The sequence below is a fragment of the Klebsiella sp. K5-306 genome, from assembly GCF_051835185.1.
Classification (GTDB): domain Bacteria; phylum Pseudomonadota; class Gammaproteobacteria; order Enterobacterales; family Enterobacteriaceae; genus Klebsiella; species Klebsiella oxytoca.
In genome coordinates this window covers 1-17,898 of record NZ_JAIFJY010000005.1, presented here as the reverse complement: position 1 = coordinate 17,898, position 17,898 = coordinate 1, and the positions used below count along the sequence as shown (strand labels likewise).

The 17,898-nt window shown below is 56.7% G+C and carries 13 protein-coding genes; 7 read left to right on the top strand and 6 right to left on the bottom strand.

The window, feature by feature from the left end:
• Positions 1 to 2: 2 nt before the first annotated feature.
• The 4 genes from K2184_RS09430 (at position 3) to pepE (ending at position 4,035) form a co-directional block, all read left to right on the top strand.
• Positions 3 to 827, top strand: coding sequence for a PTS system mannose/fructose/sorbose family transporter subunit IID (locus tag K2184_RS09430; RefSeq protein ID WP_004109634.1), 825 nt, complete (start codon positions 3 to 5; stop codon positions 825 to 827).
• Positions 828 to 1,003: 176 nt separating this feature from the next.
• The gene (sorE, locus tag K2184_RS09425) at positions 1,004 to 2,236 is read left to right on the top strand and encodes an L-sorbose 1-phosphate reductase (RefSeq protein ID WP_016808449.1); all 1,233 of its coding nucleotides are present in this window, start codon (positions 1,004 to 1,006) and stop codon (positions 2,234 to 2,236) included.
• Positions 2,229 to 3,038: a shikimate 5-dehydrogenase gene (locus K2184_RS09420; protein ID WP_163525665.1), complete on the top strand. Its 810-nt coding sequence runs from the start codon at positions 2,229 to 2,231 to the stop codon at positions 3,036 to 3,038. Before sorE ends, K2184_RS09420 begins: the two co-directional genes overlap by 8 nt.
• A gap of 307 nt (positions 3,039 to 3,345) precedes the next feature.
• Complete coding sequence (gene pepE, locus K2184_RS09415) at positions 3,346 to 4,035, top strand: dipeptidase PepE (RefSeq protein ID WP_163525664.1); 690 nt, start codon at positions 3,346 to 3,348, stop codon at positions 4,033 to 4,035.
• A 123-nt stretch (positions 4,036 to 4,158) separates the two neighbouring features.
• On the opposite strand, the gene K2184_RS09410 is transcribed toward pepE, so the two are convergent.
• Together K2184_RS09410 and metH are read right to left on the bottom strand one after the other, a co-directional pair.
• Positions 4,159 to 5,790, bottom strand: a complete 1,632-nt coding sequence (locus K2184_RS09410) for a Na/Pi cotransporter family protein (protein ID WP_004109645.1) — start codon at positions 5,788 to 5,790, stop codon at positions 4,159 to 4,161.
• Between the two features lie 186 nt (positions 5,791 to 5,976).
• Positions 5,977 to 9,660, bottom strand: coding sequence for a methionine synthase (metH, locus tag K2184_RS09405; RefSeq protein WP_004117169.1), 3,684 nt, complete (start codon positions 9,658 to 9,660; stop codon positions 5,977 to 5,979).
• Between the two features lie 196 nt (positions 9,661 to 9,856).
• On the opposite strand from metH, the gene iclR reads away from it, so the two are divergent.
• Positions 9,857 to 10,684, top strand: coding sequence for a glyoxylate bypass operon transcriptional repressor IclR (iclR, locus tag K2184_RS09400; RefSeq protein WP_004117167.1), 828 nt, complete (start codon positions 9,857 to 9,859; stop codon positions 10,682 to 10,684).
• Positions 10,685 to 10,693: 9 nt separating this feature from the next.
• Complete coding sequence (locus tag K2184_RS09395; RefSeq protein ID WP_097365664.1) at positions 10,694 to 11,098, top strand: ASCH domain-containing protein; 405 nt, start codon at positions 10,694 to 10,696, stop codon at positions 11,096 to 11,098.
• Between the two features lie 14 nt (positions 11,099 to 11,112).
• On the opposite strand, the gene aceK is transcribed toward K2184_RS09395, so the two are convergent.
• The 4 genes from aceK to metA all read right to left on the bottom strand — a co-directional run bounded on the left by aceK (position 11,113) and on the right by metA (position 17,153).
• Positions 11,113 to 12,855 carry a bifunctional isocitrate dehydrogenase kinase/phosphatase gene (aceK, locus tag K2184_RS09390; protein ID WP_023320158.1) on the bottom strand — a complete coding sequence of 581 codons (1,743 nt, stop codon included), beginning with the start codon at positions 12,853 to 12,855 and terminating at the stop codon, positions 11,113 to 11,115.
• A 46-nt stretch (positions 12,856 to 12,901) separates the two neighbouring features.
• On the bottom strand, positions 12,902 to 14,206 hold the full coding sequence (gene aceA / locus K2184_RS09385; protein ID WP_024274896.1) for an isocitrate lyase: 1,305 nt from the start codon (positions 14,204 to 14,206) through the stop codon (positions 12,902 to 12,904).
• A gap of 156 nt (positions 14,207 to 14,362) precedes the next feature.
• Complete coding sequence (gene aceB / locus K2184_RS09380) at positions 14,363 to 15,964, bottom strand: malate synthase A (RefSeq protein WP_004117150.1); 1,602 nt, start codon at positions 15,962 to 15,964, stop codon at positions 14,363 to 14,365.
• 259 nt (positions 15,965 to 16,223) lie between these two features.
• Positions 16,224 to 17,153, bottom strand: coding sequence for a homoserine O-acetyltransferase MetA (gene metA, locus K2184_RS09375; protein ID WP_004109666.1), 930 nt, complete (start codon positions 17,151 to 17,153; stop codon positions 16,224 to 16,226).
• 156 nt (positions 17,154 to 17,309) lie between these two features.
• Between metA and K2184_RS09370 the strand changes: the two genes are divergently transcribed.
• Positions 17,310 to 17,747, top strand: a complete 438-nt coding sequence (locus K2184_RS09370) for an acetyltransferase (protein WP_004117147.1) — start codon at positions 17,310 to 17,312, stop codon at positions 17,745 to 17,747.
• The last annotated feature ends 151 nt before the right edge of the window (positions 17,748 to 17,898 follow it).

Sequence of the window (17,898 nt, the reverse complement as noted above, 5' to 3'; positions counted from 1 at the left end):
ACATGGAACAGAAAAAAATTACCCAAGGCGACCTGGTGAGCATGTTTCTGCGATCCAACCTGCAGCAGGCCTCATTCAACTTCGAGCGTATCCACGGGCTTGGTTTCTGCTACGACATGATCCCGGCCATCAAGCGCCTCTACCCGCTGAAGGAGGATCAGGTTGCCGCGCTGAAGCGCCATCTGGTGTTCTTCAATACCACTCCGGCAGTCTGCGGGCCGGTTATTGGCGTGACCGTCGCGATGGAGGAAGCGCGGGCCAACGGCGCCGCTATTGACGATGGCGCCATCAACGGGATCAAAGTCGGCCTGATGGGGCCGCTGGCAGGCGTGGGCGACCCGCTGGTATGGGGCACGCTGCGGCCAATTACCGCCGCCCTCGGCGCCTCGCTGGCGCTCTCCGGAAATATTCTTGGTCCGCTGCTGTTCTTCTTTATTTTCAACGCGGTTCGTCTGGCGATGAAGTGGTACGGACTGCAGCTTGGCTTCCGTAAAGGGGTCAATATCGTCAGCGATATGGGCGGTAACCTGCTGCAAAAACTGACCGAAGGCGCCTCCATTCTTGGCCTGTTTGTGATGGGCGTGCTGGTCACCAAGTGGACCACCATCAACGTCCCGCTGGTGGTCTCGCAAACCCCGGGCGCCAACGGCTCAACCGTCACCATGACCGTACAAAACATCCTCGATCAGCTTTGCCCCGGCCTGCTGGCTCTGGGCCTGACGCTGCTGATGGTGCGCCTGCTCAATAAGAAAGTGAACCCGGTCTGGCTGATTTTCGCCCTCTTCGGTTTGGGGATTATCGGTAACGCACTGGGCTTCCTGTCCTGATTATTCCGCCCGGCGATGCCGGGTCTACTTCAACAAGTTAACCCCAAAGATGGCGCAGTACGGCGAGGCGGCAACTGAATTTATCCCTGGGAGCGTGGATTCACTGCGTGATCCGGGGACATGAAGGAAGCCAATACAGCCGTCATGCGAAAGATGAAGGGGGTGAGGTGGTAAACATGCAAACAACAACAGCCCTGCGCCTGTACGGCAAACGCGATCTGCGCCTGGAAACCTTTGCACTTCCGGCGATGCAGGATGATGAAATTCTCGCCCGGGTGGTCACCGACAGCCTGTGCCTCTCTTCGTGGAAAGAGGCGAACCAGGGCGAGGACCACAAAAAGGTGCCTGACGATGTGGCGACTAACCCGATCATCATCGGCCATGAGTTCTGCGGAGAGATCATCGCCGTCGGCAAAAAATGGCAGCATAAGTTTCACGCTGGCCAGCGCTATGTGATTCAGGCCAATCTGCAGCTACCGGATCGCCCGGACTGCCCCGGTTATTCCTTCCCGTGGATCGGCGGCGAAGCCACCCACGTGGTGATCCCTGACGAGGTGATGGCGCAGGATTGCCTGCTCACCTGGGAAGGCGATACCTGGTTTGAAGGTTCGCTGGTGGAGCCGCTTTCCTGCGTAATCGGCGCGTTCAACGCCAACTATCATCTGCAGGAAGGCAGCTATAACCATGTGATGGGCATTCGCCCGCAGGGGCGCACCCTGATCCTCGGCGGCACCGGCCCGATGGGTCTGCTGGCTATCGACTACGCGCTGCATGGCCCGATCAACCCGGCGCTGCTGGTGGTCACCGACACCAATAAGCCAAAACTCAGCTATGCGCGCCAGCACTATCCCTCCGAGCCGCAAACGCTGATTCACTATCTGGATGGGCACGATGCCAGCCGCGAAACGCTGATGGCGCTCTCCGGCGGCCACGGTTTTGACGATATTTTTGTCTTCGTCCCTAATGACCAGCTCATCACTCTGGCATCCTCGCTGCTGGCCCCGGACGGCTGCCTGAACTTTTTCGCCGGCCCGCAGGATAAGCAGTTCAGCGCGCCGATCAATTTTTACGATGTGCATTACGCCTTCACTCACTACGTCGGCACCTCCGGCGGCAATACCGACGATATGCGCGCCGCCGTAGCGCTGATGCAGGCAAAAAAAGTCCAGACTGCAAAAGTGGTGACCCATATTCTGGGGCTGAATGCGGCGGGCGAGACCACCCTGGATTTACCGGCGGTGGGCGGCGGTAAGAAGCTGGTTTATACCGGGAAAAACTTCCCGCTGACGCCGCTGGGAGACATTCGCGACCCGCAGCTGGCGGCGATTATGGAACGTCACCACGGTATCTGGTCAAAAGAGGCGGAAGAGTATCTGCTGGCCCACGCGGAGGATATTGCTCATGATTAATCGCGATACGCAGCTATGCATGTCGCTGGCCGGTCACCCGGGCAACTTTGGTACCCGCTTTCATAACTATCTGTATGAAAAACTCGGGCTGAATTATATCTATAAAGCCTTTACTACCCAGGATATTGCCGCAGCGGTGAAGGGCGTCCGCGCATTGGGCATCCGCGGCTGCGCGGTCTCAATGCCGTTTAAAGAGAGCTGCATAGCGTATCTTGACGCGCTTGCCCCTTCGGCAAAGGCGATTGATTCGGTCAACACCATCGTCAACGACGACGGCAGGCTAACCGGGTTGAATACCGACTACATCGCGGTGAAAAGCCTGATTGACAGCCATCAGCTCGACTCCTCTGCCAAAGTGATGATCCAGGGCAGCGGCGGGATGGGCAAAGCGGTCATCGCCGCCTTTCGCGATGCCGGTTTCCGCGATGTGATTATCGCCGCCCGCCATCGCGATCGTGGACTGGTGCTGGCAAAGCAGTACGGTTTTCAATGGCAGCCAAAGCCGGAAGGGATCGCGGCGGATATTCTGGTTAACGTCACGCCGCTCGGCATGGCGGGCGGTGCGGAAAGCGAAACCCTGGCCTTTAGCCCGACGATGGTGGAACGGGCCGACGTGGTATTTGACGTGGTCGCTCTGCCGCCGGAAACCCCGCTCATCAAACTGGCGAAGAAGCGGGACAAACACGTTATCAGCGGCGCGGAGGTGATTGCCCTGCAGGCGGTGGAGCAGTTTGCGCTCTACACCGGCGTGCGTCCGGACGCGGCGCTGGTCGCTGAAGCCGCGGCCTTTGCCAGAGGATAAGGGCAAACGAAGAGCGCCAGGGAGGGCGCTCTAATAACCATTGATCGGAAAGTCGATTGCAGCGCGCAGCGCAGCCCTTCCCTTGCCTGTGAATCATCAACGTGAAACTAAGCGGTTCCCGCTAACCTGTCACGCCCGGTAGAGTCACTCTGCGAGGCTCTTTCCAGATTAATTCAGAGAGTCGCTGCGCCAATAATCGCCGCTCCGCTTTGCTCAGCGCGTCTCAGCGTGAGCCACGTCAGCAAGCGGTGAGATATCCTGTGATAACATCCCAGCCCGAATAATCATCTGGTCAAATGGAGAAATTATGGAACTGCTGCTATTGAGTAACTCAACGCTGCCGGGCAAAGCCTGGCTGGAACATGCGCTGCCGACCATTGCCGGGCAGCTAAATGGTCGCCGTTCCGCGGTATTCATCCCTTTTGCCGGGGTGACGCAAACCTGGGATGATTACACCGCGAAAACCGCCGCCGTCTTCAGCCCAATGGGCGTTACGGTTACCGGTATTCACAGCGTCGCGGACCCGGTTTCGGCGATTGAGAACGCGGAGATAGTTATCGTCGGCGGCGGCAATACCTTTCAGCTGCTGAAAGAGTGTCGCGACCGCGGCCTGCTGGCGCCGATGGTGGATGTAGTGAAGCGCGGGGCGCTGTATATCGGCTGGAGCGCGGGCGCTAACCTTGCCTGCCCGGCAATTCGCACCACCAATGATATGCCGATTGTCGACCCTAACGGTTTTTCTGCACTGGGGCTGTTTCCGCTGCAAATTAACCCGCACTTCACCAACGCGCTGCCAGAAGGCCACAAAGGGGAAACTCGCGAACAGCGGATTCGCGAGCTGCTGGTGGTTGCGCCAGAGTTGACGATTATCGGCCTGCCGGAAGGCAACTGGATACAGGTGACGCAGGGCCACGCCACTCTCGGCGGCCCGAATCCGACGCTGGTTTTCAGAGCCGGAGAGGAAGCGGTAACCCTGAACGCAGGCCATCGTTTCTGACCCCCCGCCCTTGTCCCGGAGGCGGCGCTGCGCGCCTGTCCGGGCTCCCCCCCCGCAGACCGCGGTAAACCTGTAGCCCGGCTAAGCGCAGCGCGAGCCGGGAATGTAAGGCGGCGTCAGCGCTTAATAATCATCGCGCTCATCGTCCTCATCCGGCTGCTCCATCACGCTATAGGCTACCGAGCAGAACAGCGAGTTCAGACGCTTCATATCGCCCAGCAGCGCCAGGTGCAGCGTACTGGTTTCGATACTCTGCACGTTTTGCTGATGCAGGCGATCAACGTGAGCATGCGAGTAACGACGGTTCATAATGCGAAAACGGTGTTTGCTACGGCGCAAACGGCGGGCGCTCGGTACGTCGCCGGAAAAGAAAACCGACATCGCTAGCTGTAGATTGCTGAGCAGCTGATCGTAGAGCGCATCCAGCTCTTTCAACCCCTCCATGGAGAACGCGCGCCGCGCGGCCAGCGATTTATCGGCGATTTCGCTGCCCATTCGTTCAACGATATCCGAAGCCTGCTCGAGGTTGAGCGCCATTTCGATAATTTCCGCCCAGCGGCGGGATTCCTCATCGGCCAGCTCCTCTTTTGGCATCCGCGCCAGATAGAGCTTAATCGCGGTGTAAAGTACGTTGATATCGTCCGCCAGCCGCCGCAGCTCTTTCTCTTCACGCGGTTCACCGTGCATCACTTTATGCAGGCTTTCCAGCATCTGCTCCATGGCATCGCCGATACGCAGGGTTTCGCGGGCGGCGTTAGCCAGCGCCAGAGCCGGGGTGTCCAGCGCTGAAGTATCAAGATGCTTTGGCTTCAGTCGTGCATCCAGCTCCGGCTCATCGCGAATCAGTCGCTTACAGAGGTTAGCCATCGGCCCGGCGAACGGCACCATGGCGATACAGCGGATCAGGTTGTAGAAGACGTGGAAATAGATAACCAGTTCGGATTTTTGCAGCGGAAGCTCATCCATAACGTTTGCCAACAGATGGACAAACGGCAGGATAATCAGACTACCCACCAGCTTAAACAACAGGCTGCCGAGCGCAACGCGGCGCGCGGCGGCATTAGCGCCGCTGTTGTTTAGCATCGCCAGCAGCCCGGATCCGAGGTTGGCGCCAATCACCAGGCACAGCGCCACCGGGAACGAAATCACGCCGGTGGCGGTTAACGTAGCGGTCAGCAGCACCGCTGCCAGGCTTGAATAGCTGATGATGGCAAATACCGCGCCGATCAGCGCATCCAGCATAATATCGCCGGTCAACGAGGCGAAAATCACCTGCACGCCGTTAGCCTGGGTGATGGGATGCACCGCCTGAACGATCAGCTCCAGCGCCAGCAGAATCAAGCCCAGGCCAATCCCCACGCGCCCGAGCTGGCCCGCACGCGTTTGCTTGCGTCCAAGGAAGAAAATGACGCCGATAAAAATCAGCAGCGGCGAAAGCCAGGACAGGTCGAAGGTCAGCACCCTCGCCATCAGCGCGGTACCAACGTCAGCGCCCAGTACCATCACCAGCGCAGGGGCTAACGCCACCAGATCCTGGGCGACAAAAGAGGTGACCAGCATGGTGGTGGCGTTGCTGCTCTGGACCAGAGCGGTAACCCCGATCCCCGCGCAGAAGGCGAGCGGTTTTTTCTCCACGCTGCTGCTGAGCACACTTCTCAGGCGAGCGCCGTAGACGCGCATCACGCCGGTACGAACAATATGGGTGCCCCACACCAGTAGAGCGACGGCGGACAACAGGTGTAGCAGAGTTAACACGGAATCAGCTTCTCCTTATATTTATTTGTTCCAGAAACTCATAAACCGTTACAGGCCGGATAGCGCTTCGCTTATCCGACGGCAACGATCGCAAGCTCCCTTCAGTATAAGGGTTTATGCACAATAAAGAGACAGGGCGCTCGTTGAGCGCCCTGTTAGTTGTAAGGAAAGATAACGGCTGGTGGATCAGTCGGCATCGTAACCGAGGTTCGGCGCCAGCCAGCGCTCCACTTCCGCCACGCTCATCCCCTTACGTAACGCATAGTCCTCCACCTGATCGCGCTGAATTTGCGCTACCGCGAAGTACTTACTGTCCGGATGGCTGAAGTACCAGCCGGAAACCGACGCGCCGGGCCACATGGCAAAGGATTCCGTCAGCTTCATGCCGGTACGTTTTTCCACCTCCAGCAGCTCCCAGATGGTCGCCTTTTCGGTGTGCTCAGGACAGGCGGGATAGCCCGGCGCCGGGCGTATTCCCTGGTAATTCTCGCGGATCAGCTCCTCGTTGCTGAGGTTTTCGTTCGCCGCATAGCCCCAGTAGACCTTACGCACCCGCTCATGCAGATACTCGGCGAAGGCTTCCGCCAGACGGTCGGCAATCGCCTTCACCATAATCTTGTTATAGTCATCGTGCTGTGCCTCCCAGGCGTCGGCCAGCGCGTCTTCCTCAAGGCCGCCGGTCACCGCAAAGGCGCCGATATAGTCCGCCTTCCCCGACAGCTTCGGCGCGACAAAATCCGCCAGGCAGTAGTTGGCAAAGCCGACTTTCTCGGTCTGCTGGCGCAGATGATGCCCCACCGTCAGCACATGAGTCCGGGTTTCATCGCGATAGATTTCAATATCGTCGCCGACGCGGTTAGCCGGGAACAGCCCCACGACGCCGCGTGGATTAAGGGCCTTCCCGGCACTGAGCTTATCCAGCAGTTCGTTGGCGTCTTTAAACAGGCGCTGTGCCTCTTCGCCCACGACTTCATCTTCCAGAATGCGCGGATACTTACCGGCCAGCGACCAGGTCATAAAGAACGGCGTCCAGTCGATATAATTACGCAGGGTTTCAATACTGGCTTCCACCTCATGCACGCCCAGACGATGAGCCACCGGCGGGGTGTAGCTTGCCCAGTCAAAGGCCAGGTCGTTATCGCGCGCGGCTTCCAGCGTGACGGGGGGAGTGCGCGGCTTTTTACGTCCGTGCTGAATACGCACCGTTTCGTACTCTTTGCGGGTACGGGCGACAAAATCATCGCGCTGGCTATCGGACAGCAGGGCGGCGACCACGCCGACGGTGCGCGAGGCGTTCTGCACGTAGACCGTCGGGCCGCTGTAGTTCTGCTCGATTTTCACTGCCGTATGCGCTTTCGAGGTGGTTGCGCCACCGATCAGCAGCGGAATAGTAAAGCCCTGACGCTCCATCTCCTTCGCCACGTTGACCATCTCATCCAGCGACGGCGTAATCAGCCCGGAGAGGCCAATCAGGTCGGCGTTAACCTCGCGGGCGGTTTTCAGGATTTTATCCGCAGGCACCATCACGCCCAGATCGACGATTTCATAGTTATTACACTGCAGCACGACGCCGACAATATTCTTGCCGATATCGTGAACGTCACCCTTCACGGTGGCGATGACCATCTTGCCGTTGCTGGAACCTTTCTCTTTGCTGGCCTCAATATAGGGTTCGAGGTAGGCCACCGCCTGCTTCATTACGCGGGCGGATTTCACCACCTGAGGCAGGAACATTTTCCCTTCACCGAACAGATCGCCAACCACGTTCATACCGTCCATCAGCGGTCCTTCGATAACCTCGATCGGGCGCGCGGCCTGCTGTCGGGCTTCTTCGGTATCGAGCTCAATAAATTCGGTAATGCCTTTAACCAGCGAGTACTCGAGACGTTTTTTGACGTCCCAGCTGCGCCATTCCGCCTGCTGGGCGTTGGCGGTATCGTCAGTTTTGCTGCCGCGATATTTCTCCGCCAGATCCAGCAGGCGTTCGGTGCCATCATCGCGGCGGTTCAGAATCACATCTTCAACAGCGTCGCGCAGCTCGGCGGGAAGGTCGTCGTAAATTGCCAGCTGTCCAGCGTTGACGATACCCATATCCATGCCGTTACGGATGGCGTAGTAGAGGAATACTGCGTGAATCGCCTCGCGCACCGGGTCGTTACCGCGGAAGGAGAACGACACGTTAGAGACGCCGCCGGAGATCAGCGCGTGCGGCAGTTCGCGTTTGATATCTTCACAGGCGCCGATAAAGTCCTGGGCATAGTTGTTGTGCTCTTCAATTCCGGTCGCCACGGCGAAAATATTCGGGTCGAAGATGATGTCTTCCGGCGGGAAGCCCACCTCTTCGGTAAGAATGGTGTACGCCCGGCGGCAAATTTCAATTTTACGTTCGCGGGTATCGGCCTGACCCACTTCATCAAAGGCCATCACCACGACGGCGGCCCCGTAGCGGCGCACCTTTTTCGCATGCTGGATAAACGGCTCAACGCCCTCTTTCATCGAGATGGAGTTAACGATGCCTTTGCCCTGAATACACTTCAGGCCCTTTTCGATAACCTCCCATTTGGAGGAGTCGATCATAATCGGCACGCGGGCGATATCCGGCTCACCGGCAATCAGGTTGAGGAAACGCGTCATCGCCGCTTCGGCGTCGAGCATCCCCTCATCCATATTGATATCGATAATCTGTGCGCCGCTTTCCACCTGCTGGCGCGCCACATCCAGCGCTTCGTTATATTTTTCTTCTTTAATCAGGCGTTTGAATTTCGCCGAGCCGGTAACGTTGGTGCGTTCGCCGACGTTCACAAACAGGCTGTCATCGCCGATATTCAGCGGCTCAAGGCCGGAAAGACGGCAGGCGACGGGGATCTCCGGCAGTTGGCGCGGCGGCAGGCCGGCCACCGCGCGGCTCATGGCGGCGATATGTTCCGGCGTGGTGCCGCAGCAGCCGCCGACAATATTCAGGAAGCCGGCCTCCGCCCATTCGCGAATTTGCGTCGCCATCGTGTCGGCGTCCAGATCGTATTCACCAAAGGCGTTCGGCAGGCCGGCGTTCGGGTGGGCGGTAACGTAGCATTCGGCGATACGCGACAGCTCCTGCACGTACTGGCGCAGTTCGTCCGGCCCCAGAGCGCAGTTGAGGCCGAAAGTGAGCGCATCGGCGTGGCGCAGCGAGTTATAAAAGGCTTCGGTGGTCTGGCCGGACAGCGTGCGCCCGGAGGCGTCGGTGATGGTGCCAGAGATCATAATCGGCAGATCGACCCCCAGCGCTTCAAACTCCTCTTTGACCGCAAAGATCGCCGCTTTGGCGTTGAGGGTATCGAACACCGTCTCAATCAGAATCAGATCCGCCCCGCCTTCCACCAGCGCTTTGGTGGATTCACGATAGGCTTCCACTAGCCCGTCAAAGGTGATGTTGCGAAAGGCCGGGTCATTGACGTCAGGAGAAATGGACGCAGTGCGGTTAGTCGGGCCGAGAACGCCTGCCACGTAGCGTGGTTTTTCCGGCGTGCGCGCGGTCCAGGCATCGGCGCTGGCGCGGGCCAGTTTCGCCGCCGTAAAGTTGATTTCCGCCGACAGGGATTCCATCTGGTAATCCGCCATCGCGATGGTCGTCGAGTTAAAGGTGTTGGTTTCAATGATATCCGCCCCGGCCGCAAAATAGGCATCGTGGATGGCGGTGATCACTTCCGGCTTGCTGAGAACCAGCAGGTCGTTGTTGCCCTTCAGGTCGCACGGCCAGTCGGCAAAACGCTCGCCGCGGAAGTCCTGCTCACTCAGACGATAGCTCTGGATCATGGTGCCCATGCCCCCATCCAGAACCAGAATACGTTCTTTTAACTGCTGATGCAGTTGCTCAACTTTGCTGCTCACACTCGCTCCCGACAACGCTCAACCAGACCGAAAAAACTCAACGGACCATACTGGCACAAACCGAAGGGGTGGAAAAGAGAACAGCGGGCAAGATGAGACATGTTCAGCTTCACTCATCCGATCAGTCGGGTAGTGATTGCATTATCGCCAAATAAAACGAAAATCATTTCCACGATACAGAAAAAAGGAGTCCGCGATGGCGACCCCCGCTCCCGCAAAACGCGGCAGAAAACCTGCCGCCTCCGCCGCCGCTCCGGCTGGCGGGCAAGTTCAGTCCCTGACCCGCGGCCTGAAGCTGCTCGAATGGATTGCTGAATCTCACGGCAGCGTGGCGCTGACCGAACTGGCCCAGCAGGCCGGCTTGCCTAATTCCACCACCCACCGCCTGTTAACCACGATGCAGCAGTTGGGTTTTGTTCGTCAGGTCGGTGAACTGGGCCACTGGTCGGTGGGCGCCCATGCTTTCGTCGTCGGCAGCAGCTTCCTGCAAAGTCGTAACCTGTTGGCGATCGTCCATCCGATTTTGCGTCAACTGATGGAAGACTCCGGCGAAACGGTTAACCTCGCGGTGCTGGACCCGAGCGATCATCAGGCGATCATTATCGATCAGGTGCAGTGTACCCAACTGATGCGTATGTCGGCGCCGATTGGCGGTAAGCTGCCGATGCACGCTTCTGGCGCCGGTAAGGCGTTTTTGTCGCAGTTGAGTGAAGATCAGGTCACCGGCCTGCTGCACCGTCAAGGTCTGCACGCTTACACCCACGCTACGCTGGTATCGCCGGTGCATCTGAAAGAGGACCTGGCCCAGACGCGTAAGCGCGGCTATTCGTTTGATGACGAAGAACACGCGCTAGGACTGCGCTGCGTAGCGTCATGCATTTATGATGAACATCGTGAGCCGTTCGCCGCTATCTCTATTTCCGGGCCCATTTCCCGCATTACCGATGACCGCGTGACCGAGTTCGGCGCCATGGTGATCAAAGCGGCGAAAGAAGTGACGCTGGCGTATGGCGGAGTGCGATAAATGAGCGATCTGAAATCCTACTGGCAGGATAAATACCCTTCTGCTTTTTGCTGGTCTTTCGGCGATTCAGCGGAGCTGGCCGACGAGCTGGCGGCCCTGGTCATCGCGGGGAAGAAGCGCGGCACCTGCGGTTCGCTTGCCAGCTATCAGCAGGAGCAGCCGCCCGTGACGCCGGGGGCATATCACATTGTGCTGGACGGCCAGGGCAAAGCCGTCTGCGTGATACGCACCCTGATGCTCAGGCTGATCCGGTTTAATGAAATGAGTCCTGAGCTCGCCGCGCTGGAGGGCGAAGGTGATTTGAGCCTAGCTTACTGGCAATCGGCGCATCAGGCATTCTTTGAACGCGAAGGCACCTGGGCGCCGGATATGGAGCTGGTGTACGAAGAATTTGCGGTTATAGAGGCCGCCTGAACCTGGCCGCCTGTTTACCCTGCCTGTTGCAGGTTGCCATAGCGCACGCAAAAGCGCTGACGGCGACGATAGGCGTAGACGTCTTCCACGTGGCCGTTGCGAATACGTTTTTGCAGCTCCCGCCAGTAGTCGGCGCGCAGCAGGTCGGCGTGCATCTCTTCAAATAGCGGCCCGATACGCGGGTCGGCGCACAGCCAGTGGCGAAACTCCTCCGGAAAAACATCGCCCGGCGAGACGCTGTACCAGGGCTCGCTGGCAAGCTCATCTTCCGGATAGCGCGCTGGCGGGATCTCGCGGAAATTCACCTCCGTCATATAGCAAATTTCATCGTAATCGTAGAACACCACCCGGCCGTGACGCGTAACGCCAAAATTCTTAAATAGCATATCGCCCGGGAAAATGTTGGCGGCAGCCAGCTGACGAATGGCGTTCCCGTACTCCTCGACTGCATCGCGCAGCGCCTGCCCGTCAACCTGCTCCAGCCAGATATTCAGCGGCACCATCCGCCGCTCGATATACAGATGGCTGATCGCAATCCGATCGCCGAGGTCGGTAATTTTCCCACCGGCTTCGGTTTGTAACAGGGCCATCAGCTCGGGCGCAATTTGCCGTTTCTCCAGCACGAAGTTCTCAAACTCCTGGGTGTCGGCCATCCGTCCCACGCGGTCATGCTCTTTGACCAGCTGGTAACAGGCGCGCACGTGAGCGGCAGTCATCTCTTTCTGCGGCGCGAAGCGGTCCTTGATGACCTTAAATACCCGGTCAAAGCCCGGCAAGGTAAACACCAGCATGACCATCCCGCGGATCCCCGGCGCTTCAACAAATTGTTCATTGCTGCGGGAAAGATAGTGCAGGTATTCCCGATAGCTTTCCGTTTTCGCATGCTTCTGGCAGCCAATCGCCATGTACAGTTCGGCGGTGGTTTTACCCGGCAGAATCTCGCGCAGCCACTCGACCAGCGCGCCGGGCTGCGGCGCGTAAACCATAAAATAGGAGCGGGCGAAGCCAAAAACGATACTGGCTTCGGCATGCGTCGTCAGGCAAGCATCGACAAACAGTTCTCCTTCATCGGTACGATGGATTGGCAGAAGAAAAGGCAGCGTGGCCATCGGCGTAACCAATTTGCCTACCAGCCAGGCTGCCTTATTGCGGTAAAAAAGTTCATTCGCCACCTGTAGATACGACCGGGAGAGCAGCTCGCCGCCAAGCGCTTCCTGCAGGCAAACGGTGATATACCCGATATCGCGCGCTCTGTTTTGCCACGGCAGGCGGAGAGGAAGATCGGATAACACTTTGCGTAATAACGTGTCCCAGCCGCGCTCGGGGAAGAAATCTTTCGCCAGCGGCCGCGGTATAGAGCGCAGGCGCCGCTCGGGCTGCGAGCTGAAAATAAAAAGCCGCTCGGGAGTCAGCGAGCGGTGGTCAAACAACCGACAATAGACGGAATTGAAAAAGCTCTCCGCAATTTCGAAGCGAGGGTAATCCGGTAGCAGGCGGGTATAGTGTTCTTTTACCCGCAGCAAAAAGTCGCTATCGGTATTTTTGCCATCGGTAATGCAGCGCAGCTGCTCGACGACCAGGCCGACATGGTGATCGTAGAGATGGATGCGCTGCTTCATCGCCTGCTGGACGGCATGCCAGTCGGCCTGTTCAAAGCGCTGCTGGGCGCCGGAAGTGACTTCAAGAAAACGACCGTACTGGGCGTCGAAACCCTGCAAAATAGTTTGCGCAATCAATAATTCCAGGCCACGTGTCATACCTTCCCCTCTCCCTCTCCCCCGGAGAGAGGGAGAGGGGAAATGATCAGAACTGATCTTCTTCTGTAGAGCCGGTTAACGCCGTTACTGATGAGGTTCCGCCCTGGATAATGGTGGTGACCTTATCGAAGTAGCCAGTCCCGACCTCCTGCTGATGGGAGACAAAGGTATAGCCATCTTTCGCCGCCGCGAATTCCGGCTGCTGAACCTTCTCAACGTAGTGCTTCATCCCCTCGCCCTGGGCGTAAGCGTGAGCCAGATCGAACATGTTGAACCACATGCTGTGAATACCGGCCAGGGTGATGAACTGATATTTGTAGCCCATATCCGCCAGTTGCTGCTGGAAGCTGGCAATGGTTTTATCATCCAGCTTTTTCTGCCAGTTAAACGACGGCGAGCAGTTATAGGCCAGCAGTTTGCCCGGATATTTCGCATGGATCGCATCGGCAAAGCGCTTCGCCAGCTCAAGGTCCGGGGTGGAGGTTTCACACCACACCAGGTCGGCATAGGGCGCGTAGGCCAGCCCGCGGCTGATCGCCTGTTCGATACCGGCATGGGTGCGGAAGAAACCTTCGCTGGTACGGTCGCCGGTAATGAACTGACGATCGTAAGGATCGCAGTCTGAGGTAATTAAATCCGCCGCATCGGCGTCAGTGCGGGCAATCACCAGCGTTGGCACGCCCATTACGTCTGCCGCCAGACGCGCGGCAACCAGTTTCTGAATCGCTTCTTGCGTGGGAACCAGCACTTTGCCGCCCATATGGCCGCATTTCTTCACCGAAGCCAGCTGATCTTCGAAGTGTACGGCCGCTGCACCGGCCTCAATCATCGATTTCATCAGCTCAAACGCATTAAGCACGCCGCCAAATCCCGCTTCCGCATCGGCGACGATCGGCAGAAAATAATCGGTATAACGCGGATCGTTCGGTTCAATACCCGCAGACCACTGGATCTGATCCGCGCGGCGGAAGGTGTTATTGATCCGATCGACCACGGCCGGTACTGAGTTAGCCGGATAGAGCGATTGATCCGGATACATGCTGGAGGCCAGGTTGGCGTCCGCCGCGACCTGCCAGCCAGAAAGGTAAATCGCTTCAATGCCCGCTTTCGCCTGCTGTAACGCCTGGCCCCCGGTCAGCGCGCCCAGGCTGTTGACGTAGCCTTTTTTTGCTTCACCGTGCAGCAGTCGCCACATCTTTGCCGCGCCCAGCTGCGCCAGCGTACATTCCGGGTTAACGGAGCCGCGTAGCTTCACCACGTCTTCGGCGCTGTATGGACGAGTAATGCCTTCCCAGCGCGGGTTGGTCCACTCTTTGTTTAATTCTTCGATTTGTTGGGTACGGGTTTTCATGTGCAGATGCTCCATATTATTTTCCTGGCTTCCCAGGCATTATTGGTGATGACAGTTTGGTCACGGCCAGCGCGCAAAAACCGGAGCGTACTTATAGTACGTGAGGATTTTGAGTACTGCCCGGGGCCAAAATGGCAAACAAAGTAGCCTGGGCCGTCAGGCCAGCAGGCGGTAACCCGGCAAAGTCAGGAAGTCAATGAGCTCATCGGAAGTGGTGATCTGTTCCATCAGGCGCGCGGCCTCGTCAAAGCGCCCGCTGCTGTAGCGGTGCTCGCCCAGTTCGTCCTGAATCACCCGCATCTCTTCGGCCAGCCACTGGCGGAACAGCGCTTTAGTTACCGGTTGACCGCTGCTGAGCGTTTTTTCGTGATGGATCCACTGCCAGATTGAGGTACGTGAGATCTCGGCCGTTGCCGCATCCTCCATGAGGCCATAAATCGGTACGCAGCCGTTGCCGGAAATCCACGCCTCAATGTACTGCACCGCCACGCGAATGTTGGCGCGCATGCCCTCTTCGGTTCGTTCGCCCTCGCAGGGGGCCAGCAGCTGTTCAGCGGTAATTGGCGCATCGTCTTCACGGGTGACAAATAGCTGATTTTTGTTCTCACCGAGCACGCTATTAAAGACGGCCATCGCGGTGTCAGCCAGACCGGGATGCGCAATCCATGTGCCATCATGGCCGTTATTCGCCTCCAGCGATTTGTCCGCTTTTACCTTGTTCAGCACCTGATTGTTCCGCTCAGCATCTTTGCTCGGAATAAAGGCCGCCATGCCGCCCATCGCAAATGCGCCGCGCTTATGGCAGGTCTTAATTAACAATCGTGAGTAGGCACTGAGGAATGGCTTATCCATCGTCACCACCTGACGATCCGGCAGAACGCGGTCCGGGTGATTCTTCAGCGTTTTGATATAGCTGAAGATATAGTCCCAGCGCCCGCAGTTCAGACCCACAATATGGTCACGCAGGGCATGCAGGATTTCGTCCATCTGGAATACGGCGGGCAGCGTTTCAATCAGCAGCGTGGCTTTGATGGTGCCGCGCGGCAGCTCAAAACGGTCTTCCGTAAAGCTAAAGACTTCACTCCACCACGCAGCTTCCTGCCAGGCCTGGGTTTTCGGCAGATAGAAATAGGGGCCGCTGCCTTTTTCCAGTAACGCTTTGTAGTTATGGAAGAAATAAAGAGCAAAGTCGAACAGGCTGCCGGGAATAGCTTCCCTGCGCCATGTCACGTGTTTTTCCGGCAGATGCAGGCCGCGCACGCGACAGATCAGCAGCGCCGGGTTCGGTTTGAGCTGATAGATTTTGCCAGCTTCATTGGTATAGCTGATGGTGCCGTTAACCGCATCGCGCAGGTTAATTTGTCCCTCAATGACTTTGCTCCATTCAGGCGCCAGTGAGTCTTCGAAATCCGCCATAAAGACTTTTACGTTCGCATTCAGCGCATTGATCACCATCTTACGCTCTACCGGACCGGTGATTTCCACCCGGCGATCCTGCAAATCCACAGGGATACCGCGAATTTTCCAATCACCATTACGAATGGAAGCTGTTTCCGAAATAAAATCAGGTAGCTTACCGTCATCAATTTCCTGCTGCTGCTGGAGACGCGCCGCCAGGAGTTTATTGCGCTCAGGCGTAAAGCGGCTCACCAGTTCAGTCAAAAATTCGACTGCCTCAGGCGTTAAGATTTGCTTCTCCTGGTCGCCATATGGCTGGCTAAAAGCCAGTTCGTCAGTAATTGTCGCCTGCTGCGTCATGTGCTGCTCCTCTTGGTTGATCCAGTTGGCGCGAACGTAAGATCGTTGTGTAGTTTTCGTTCAGCACAATTAAGACTACGCATTTATTTTTCAAAATCAAAAACAATTTCCATTTTTAATTTAATTATCATTTAACCTATTGATAACAATATAAATAAAGTTTAATCACAATATGAGCCGCATTTCGGAAATAAAAAAGGCACCCGAAGGTGCCAGAGGCAAAATGCTGAAACGCTTTAGGATCGCGTTGTGTAGAAGATTAATCCAGAGTCGGATTCATATGGCGTAGATCGTATGGCGTGATCTGGTAGACGTAATAATTCAGCCAGTTGATAAACAGTAGATTGCCATGGCTTCGCCAGGTGGCGCGCGGTTTGTTCTGCGGATCGTTTTGCGGGAAATAATTGTGTGGAACCTGGGGATCGAGGCCCGCTTCCACATCGCGGAAGAACTCGCTGGCCAGGGTGTTTGCATCATATTCTGGATGACCGGTCACGAAGGCGATACGCTTGTCTTTGCTGGCGAACAGGTAGGCATCGCCCTCTTCCGTTTCCGCCAGAATCTCCAGGTCGGTGTAGTCGCGTATCAGCGCCGCCGGGAAATCGGCATAGCGCGAGTGCGGCGCGAGAAAGCTATCGTCAAAGCCGCGGGTTAATAAGGCATGTGGTTGCAGGATATGGTGTTCGTAGACGCCGGAAATCTTCTCAGAGCGCGTCTGTTTAGGGATACCATAGAGGATATTGAGGGCCGCCTGTACAGCCCAACAGACAAATAGCGTTGAGGTAACATGATCTTTAGCCCATTCCAGCACCTGTTTGATCTGCGGCCAGTAGGCAACGTCATTAAACTCAACCAAACCTAAGGGCGCGCCGGTAACAATCAGGCCATCAAAATTCTGATCGCAAATATCTTCAAAGTTGCAGTAGAAGTTGTTCAGGTGTTCCGCTGGGGTATTACGCGATTCGCGGGCATCGATGCGCAGCAGCTGGATATCAAGCTGCAGAGGAGAGTTGGAAAGCAGTCGCAAAAACTGATTCTCAGTCTCGATTTTCTTCGGCATCAGATTAAGGATGAGCACCTTCAGCGGGCGGATTTCCTGAGTCGTCGCGCGAGTTGTCGTCATCACAAAGACGTTTTCATTACGCAAGAAATTGACGGCCGGTAGCTCGTCCTGCACCCGAATTGGCATAACTTTATTACCTCATAACATACGTATAAACGTTTAGACATCCAGACAGCTGAAGATACCCAGGAATAATGTGAATGTCGAGCCTGCAAATGCAGGGTGAGAAAATTTCACGGAGATATTTACGTTAGAATATAAGAACAAATAAAAGGAGCACGTATGGTTATTAGTATCCGCCGTTCACGGCATGATGAAGGGAAAAAACTGATTGCGATCTGGTGTCGATCGGTCGATGCAACGCACGGTTTTTTATCAAAAGCATATAGAGCGGAGCTGGAAGAGCTGGTGAGCTCATTCCTACCCGAAGCGCCGCTGTGGGTAGCAGTAACGGAGGAAGATGAGCCGGTCGCCTTTATGCTTCTAACGGGGGAACATATGGATGCGTTATTTGTTGATCCTGCCGTTCGCGGCTGTGGCGTGGGTAAGCTTTTGATTAAACACGCCTTGTCGTTAGCGCCCAGACTGACGACTAACGTTAACGAGCAGAATGAACAAGCGGTCGGATTTTATAAGAAAATGGGCTTTAAGGTGACAGGCCGTTCTGAAACGGACGATCTTGGAAAACCGTATCCGTTATTGAATTTGGTACATGAGTAATGAAAAGGCCGGATAAGGGTAGACCGATGTCCGGCAGTTTCAGACGACAAAAACGCAAAAAGCCCATCCGTCAGGATGGGCTCTTCACTTGTTTGATGCCTGGCAGTTCCCTACTCTCACATGGGGAGACCCCACACTACCATCGGCGCTA

What these genes read in the sequence shown, in the direction of transcription:
- K2184_RS09430 (WP_004109634.1), top strand. Translation starts at nt 3, where the DNA reads ATGGAACAGAAAAAAATTACCCAAGGCGACCTGGTGAGCATGTTTCTG.
- sorE (WP_016808449.1), top strand. Translation starts at nt 1,004, where the DNA reads ATGCAAACAACAACAGCCCTGCGCCTGTACGGCAAACGCGATCTGCGC.
- K2184_RS09420 (WP_163525665.1), top strand. Translation starts at nt 2,229, where the DNA reads ATGATTAATCGCGATACGCAGCTATGCATGTCGCTGGCCGGTCACCCG.
- pepE (WP_163525664.1), top strand. Translation starts at nt 3,346, where the DNA reads ATGGAACTGCTGCTATTGAGTAACTCAACGCTGCCGGGCAAAGCCTGG.
- iclR (WP_004117167.1), top strand. Translation starts at nt 9,857, where the DNA reads ATGGCGACCCCCGCTCCCGCAAAACGCGGCAGAAAACCTGCCGCCTCC.
- aceK (WP_023320158.1), bottom strand. Translation starts at nt 12,855, where the DNA reads ATGACACGTGGCCTGGAATTATTGATTGCGCAAACTATTTTGCAGGGT.
- aceA (WP_024274896.1), bottom strand. Translation starts at nt 14,206, where the DNA reads ATGAAAACCCGTACCCAACAAATCGAAGAATTAAACAAAGAGTGGACC.
- aceB (WP_004117150.1), bottom strand. Translation starts at nt 15,964, where the DNA reads ATGACGCAGCAGGCGACAATTACTGACGAACTGGCTTTTAGCCAGCCA.
- metA (WP_004109666.1), bottom strand. Translation starts at nt 17,153, where the DNA reads ATGCCAATTCGGGTGCAGGACGAGCTACCGGCCGTCAATTTCTTGCGT.
- K2184_RS09370 (WP_004117147.1), top strand. Translation starts at nt 17,310, where the DNA reads ATGGTTATTAGTATCCGCCGTTCACGGCATGATGAAGGGAAAAAACTG.